Origin of the sequence: Methylobrevis pamukkalensis (assembly GCF_001720135.1) — a bacterium.
GTDB lineage: Bacteria > Pseudomonadota > Alphaproteobacteria > Rhizobiales > Pleomorphomonadaceae > Methylobrevis > Methylobrevis pamukkalensis.
This window is the reverse complement of the sequence record NZ_MCRJ01000173.1, coordinates 1-5,758: the sequence shown is the minus strand read 5'-3', so window position 1 is coordinate 5,758 and position 5,758 is coordinate 1. Positions and strand designations below refer to the sequence as shown.

Below are 5,758 nucleotides of genomic sequence, written 5' to 3'. Positions count from 1 at the left end.
AGCCCCAGAACGAGGTGTGATCGGCAGCGAAGTAGCCGTCCGCGACCCGGAAATACCCTTGCAGCTCGACGGTATCGCCCACGGTGAGGGGCACCATAGTCTGCAGCCAGATCGCGGTGGCGAGCGAGACGTGGGTGGCGGAGATTTCGCCGAGGGAGCCGCGGATTTCGGTCGTGCCATTCAGGACCAGGCGTCCGCGCATCCTCGCCGTGGCGCTGGCGTTGATCTTGTAGAGCAGCGTTGCGCCGAAAAGGTAGGTGCCGTCCACGGGGGCGACGAAGTGGTTGTTCGCGGCGTCGAACGCGCCCTGGTCGTTGGTGTCGGTGTTGTTCAGGCCGATCTTCGTCCAGGTCCCGACGCCGACATAGTTGTCGTAGTTGGTGTACGCCTTGAAGCGCGGGAGCCGGGGCTGGTCGACGATGCCGTTGGCGTTGTCGACGCTGAGCCCGTCGAAGAAGGTGCTGCCATCGGCCGAGACCGCGAGGCGGAAGCGGTCTGAGCCGAACAAGCCGACCAGCGCCTTGGTGACAAAGTTGGTCTGCAGCGTCAGCCCGAGATCGTCGCCCGCCGCCTCCTTGTTCATGGTGTAGAACAGATCGCCGGTGCCACCCTCGGCCACGGTCTTTGCGGTCCAGAGTGCGGCGTTGAGCTTGGCCGAGAACGGGTTCGACGCATCCGCCGTCGTGCCCAGCCCGAGGAGCGCGAGGTTCTGCAACGCCGTCGGTGTCGTCCCGATCCAGCCCGCGCCGTCGTAGACCAGCAGCAGCCCCTCGTCCTCGATCCACGCCCGCCAGCCGGTCCGCGGCGGCAGGCGCAGCCAGGCGCCGTCGGTCCAGAGCGCGACGTTCAGGTCCCAGCCCGCCCAGTCGCCCGTCGCGCCCGAGGCGACGATGTAGCGGTCGCCATCGGAAGGAGAACCGGGCGGCGCTGTTAGATCGCGGTCGAGCACGGAAAGCTGGACGAGTCCGTCGAGGATCCGCAGCGCCTCGTTGTGGGTGACGTGCTTCTGGGCCTGTGCCGCGAGGATGTAGGGCAACAGGAGATGGGTCGTGGCATCGGACATGGGAAAGGCCTTCAGAGTATCAGCGTGACGGTCTTGGGCAAACCCCGCCCGACGAGGGCGGAGAGCTGGTAGATGCGGATGTCGAGCGTGTCGCCGAGGCCGAGCGGCGCGCCCCAGTCGGCGGTCTGGGCGGCGGCGTTGTAGACCACGTTGGCCGTGGCCGTGCTCAGGACGCGCTTCACCGTGGCACCGTCGAGGATCTCGACCTCGTAGGCTTCGAGCTCCTCGGCCAGCGGCACCTCGAGCCCGCCCCAGCTGTCGGCAGCGAGTGCCCGGGATCGGCGTGTCCAGCGGATGGTCAGATCGCCGGGCGCGCGCGGTGTGCGCCATGGCTGCTCGACATGGGCTACGGAGAACGGGCGCAGTCCGATGCCCTCGGGCGTGAAGGCCTGCGCCACATAGGTCTCGTCGCTGACCGGACGGCTGGCCGGACCGATGCGCCAGTTCCACGGGATGCCGAGATCGGCCTCGGCGATCGGCAGAGAGGCGAGGCTGTCGTCGAGCACGACGACCCGCGCGCCAGCAGGCGCCGGGTTGCCCATGGCATCCTCGGTCCCGCGCTGGCCCCGCAGCAAGCGGGTCAGCCGATACCGGCCGGGCGCGAGGAGTTCGGCCGCGCCTGCCTGCACGATCTCCCAAACGCTGGGCGCACTTTCGATTGCCAGCGCGTTGGCCCCGCCGAACAGGGTGAGGTCCGTGACGCTTTCCAGCGTCCCGGTCAGCAATTCGACCACCAGCGCATTGCCGAAGTCGAAGCGCGACGTCGGCCCCGCGTAGAAGTCCGAGACCAGCGCCCCGATCCGGGCGCGGCTGCCGAACGTGGTCAGCACCTCGAACCCGTCCGTCGACGGACTGCGGAACACCGCCATCTCGCCCGGCCAGGGAACCGCGTGCGCCGCAATCAGCGGCCGGTGCGCGGGCTGATCTTCGGTCAGCTGCGGCAGGTCCATCAGCACCGCCTCGGGCGCGCCGAACACCACGGCGCGCGTCAGTGACGCCGCGCGCGGATCGCCGGGCGGCAGGTCGTAGGTCGCTCGATCCTGCCGGACCGCCTCGATGCCCCGCGCCTCGCGTCGGCGATGGAGACGAGCCGCAGATCGACGAGCCGCCCATCGTGCTGGAGCCGGATCGCGTCGGCCGGATCCAGCGCGAGGCGCGAGGGCGGCAGACGGAACGCCGCGGTCTCGCGCCCCACCCACGCCTCCATCACGCGCGGCGGCAGCGGCGCTCGGCTTCCTCGGGCGGCACCGCCATCGGGAAGGACTCGGAGGCGATGCGGGTCGTGTCCACCGTGATGCGCCGCGCCTCGACGAGGGCCGCATCGTAATCCTCGTCGGCACGGGCGACCTGCCATTTCAGCGCCTGCGGCAGTTCCGTCTCCTGGCCGCGTGTCAGCTCCAGCACGTCTCCTTCACGACCGGCCACGAGATCGTCGGCACCGAGCGTGGCGACGGCAGCGCGGCCGCGCATGATGAAGCGGATCACGCCCTCGGTCTCCACCGCGTCGAAGCCGAAGTGGCGCGACAGCGTGGTGATCGAAGCGCGCGGGCTTTCGAGCGCCGTGATGGCGTAGCCCTCGACCGCGCCCCAGAGGCCGCTGACATCGATCCTCGCCTCGGGCAGCCCGGCGCGCAGGCAGAGGTGCCGCACGAGCGCCGCCAGCGACACCGCGCCTACCCGCCCGGTCAGCCAGTGCCCCAGCCGCCAGTTCGCGCCGTCCGTCCAGACGTCGGTCAGCGCAGGGAAGAAGGGATAGGGCCGCGCGTCCCAGGTCCAGGCGGCGCATTCCAGCACATGAACCATCCGGCCACCATAGACCGAGGACACCGGGTTGTTTGCGGCATCGCCCCACCAGAGATACGTCGCCTCGAGATACGCGCGCTGGATCGCGTCATCGCGCCAGCCCCGCGAGAAATGCGGCGTGAAGCTCTCCGAAGACTTCGGGTCGAAGAAGACGTTCGGCTGGTTGGTGCCACGGTCGATGGCCGGACAGCCGAGCTCGGTGAACCAGATCGGCTTGGACTGCGGCGCCCACGCGGTAGGTGTGCCGCTCTCCACACCGCCCGGGCGGTCGTAATGCGTGTTCGACCACCAGGCGCGCAGATCCTTGTAGCGGAACACCCATGGCTTGCCCGCCGCGCCGTCTGTGATCGCGGTCCGGACCTGCGCGGTGCGATCCGCCGCGCTGGCATAGAACCAGTCGAAGCCTTCGCCGCCCGCGATGTTGGTCTGCAGGTAGACCCGGTCATAAATCGCGGGCCAGCCCTCTGCCGCGTCGAGATGCTCGAAGCCGTCGCGCCAGTCCGACAGCGGCATGTAGTTGTCGATCCCGACGAAATCGATCTCGGGATCGGCCCAGAGTGGGTCGAGGTGGAAGAACACGTCGCCCCTGCCGTCGCCCGGCTGGTGCCCGAAATACTCCGACCAGTCGGCCGCATAGCCGATCCTGGTGCCGGACCCGAGGATGGACCGCACATCCGCAAGAAGGTCCCGATAGGCCTGCACGGCCGGATAGGTGGCCGCACCCGAGCGGATCGTCGTCAGCCCCGGCATCTCGGTGCCGATGAGGAAGGAGCTCACCCCGCCCGCCGCCGCGCAGAGATGGGCATAGTGCAGCACCATGCGGCGCAGGCCCCAGTCGCCGGGCGTGCCGGTCCAGGAGACAGACTGACCCGAGACGCTGAAGCTGGCGGGCGTGGCCGCGCCGAACAGCGCCGCGACCTGGCTTGCGGCCGCTCCGGTCTTGTCCACGGTCCCGACGAAACCCGCAGCCGGGGAACAGGTGATCCGCCCCCGCCAAGGGAACGCGGGCTGGCCCGTCTCCGCGGCGTTGTCAGAATACGGGTTCGGCAGGCTGTTGCCGGGCGGCACGTCCATCAGGATGAACGGATAGAAGGTGACTCGCAGCCCGCGGGCCTTCATCTCCTGGATCGCCTGAACCACCGCGAAGTCGGACGGCGTGCCGCCATAGACCGGGCGGTCCTGGTCGTCGCGGCTGACGAGGAAGGCATTGGCGCGGCTGACGCCGTTCACCGACCAGCTGGCAGGCGTGGTCGACTTGGCCGAGACCTCGACGCCCGGCCGCACCTTGCAGGAGCCCGCGCGCAGATCGTCGCCGAACCAGGCGACGACGAGGCTGACGCTCTCGACTGCCGGGGCCATCGCCTGCAGCCGATAGAGCGCCTCCACCATGTCGGTGGAGTCGGCCAGAGCGTTCAGGTTCTCGGGCACCGTCGCGCCGCCATCGGTCTTGCGGATGGCCTGCGTCGCGTAGGTGAACTCGCCTGAGGCCGGGATCATGGTGACGGCGCGGGTCAGCCCCTCAGCGGTGTCGGGATCGGCGAGCGGACGGAACACCTCGAACGACAGCTGCGGCAGGCGGTTGCCATAGGTGGACAGCGCGAGTTCCTCGAAGACCACATAGGCCGTGCCGCGATAGGCCGGGGTATTCGACGCACCCATCTTCGCCGCGATGAACGGATCGGCCGCCTGCGCCTCGTCGCCCGGATACCAGCGCCAAGTGACGCCGGAGAGGTCCATCGGCTTGCCATCGGCCCAGATGCGCCCGATGCCGGTGATCGGTCCCTCGCAGAGCGCGACCGCGAAACTGGCGTAGTAGAGATACTCGGTGGTCTTGACCTTGCCGCCCCCGCCGCCCTTGCCGCCGCCTTGGGTGGTGGTCTTCGTCTCCTCGCGGAAATCGGTCGCCCAGATGATGTTGCCGCCCATGCGCATCCGGCCGTAGAGCCGCGGAATGACCGCCCCTTCGGTGGCCGACGTGATGCGCAGCGTGTCGAGCCGCGCGCCCTCGATGCGCTGGGTGGGCGCCAGCGACGAGATGATCCAGCTGTCGACCACCGAGCCGATGGTGGAGCCGATGAAACCGCCGATGGTCGCGGCGCTGACGCCGAGGATCGCGCCGCCGATCGAACCGCCAATGGCGGCGCCAGCGGCACCGAGAACGAGGGTGGCCATGTTCGGATCTCAGCGTTGCGGGAACAGGAAGGCGAAGGCGATGCGCCGCCGCCAGGATTGCGTGAGCGGTTCCTCGATCACGCCGAGCCGCTCGTATGCGTGGAGGAAGGCGCCGGGCTCAGTCAGGATCCCGACATGCTTGGCGATGGCGCGCGGCTTCATGCGGAAGAGGACCAGCGCGCCGGGACTAGCCTCGGCAGGCGACACCTCGATCATCATGCGTCAGCGCCCTCAGCCAGAACTTCGCGCGGGCCCATCTCGCCCCAGTCGCGGCTATAGGGCGGGATCGGGAACGGCTCGGGACCGACGACCTCGCGCCAGACGCCCGGGCCAGCCCGAGGCAATCGCAGCCGACACCGCGCAGGCTGGCCTGGTCGTGGTACGGCGTGCCCAGCCATGACCGCGCGATGGCGATGACGCGCGCGGGGTCGGCCACGGTCCCCTGAGAGACTGCTGGCTCGGATTGATACCGAGAAGTATCACGAACAGCGCCAGGCTGGCGAAAGATGGATTTCTTGCTCACAATGAAGATCCTTTTGGCTCACCTGGAGGCGGAGGATGACACCTAAGTTCTCGCGTATTTGGTATCATTACGCTAAGATGATGCTGGTTTTGACTGAAATGAAGTATCATATTTCCTCCAGAGACTAGGAGGCTCAATCATGACCACTGCAATCCATCCGGGCGCACTTAGGCACTCCCCGAGACCGCAAGCGCTGG

At 68.5% G+C, this 5,758-nt stretch carries 5 protein-coding genes; all 5 read right to left on the bottom strand.

Annotated features, from left to right (window positions below; translation table 11 throughout):
• A partial coding sequence (locus tag A6302_RS19025) for a DUF2793 domain-containing protein (protein WP_069308347.1) occupies positions 1-1,063 on the bottom strand: 1,063 nt, incomplete at its 3' end.
• A gap of 11 nt (positions 1,064-1,074) precedes the next feature.
• The gene (locus tag A6302_RS24895) at positions 1,075-2,043 is read right to left on the bottom strand and encodes a GTA baseplate fiber-binding domain-containing protein (RefSeq protein WP_245294153.1); all 969 of its coding nucleotides are present in this window, start codon (positions 2,041-2,043) and stop codon (positions 1,075-1,077) included.
• 8 nt (positions 2,044-2,051) lie between these two features.
• A complete protein-coding gene (locus A6302_RS25470) occupies positions 2,052-2,258 on the bottom strand; it encodes a phage tail protein (RefSeq protein ID WP_280939452.1) in 207 nt (68 codons plus the stop codon).
• An 11-nt stretch (positions 2,259-2,269) separates the two neighbouring features.
• Complete coding sequence (locus tag A6302_RS25465) at positions 2,270-5,038, bottom strand: baseplate multidomain protein megatron (protein ID WP_280939450.1); 2,769 nt, start codon at positions 5,036-5,038, stop codon at positions 2,270-2,272.
• Positions 5,039-5,047: 9 nt separating this feature from the next.
• A complete protein-coding gene (locus A6302_RS25925; RefSeq protein WP_342586311.1) occupies positions 5,048-5,257 on the bottom strand; it encodes an NlpC/P60 family protein in 210 nt (69 codons plus the stop codon).
• Between the last annotated feature and the right edge of the window lie 501 nt (positions 5,258-5,758).

Excerpts from the sequence above, each read along its gene's own strand:
- A6302_RS25465 (WP_280939450.1), bottom strand. The coding sequence starts at position 5,038 with ATGGCCACCCTCGTTCTCGGTGCCGCTGGCGCCGCCATTGGCGGTTCG.
- A6302_RS25925 (WP_342586311.1), bottom strand. The coding sequence starts at position 5,257 with ATGATGATCGAGGTGTCGCCTGCCGAGGCTAGTCCCGGCGCGCTGGTC.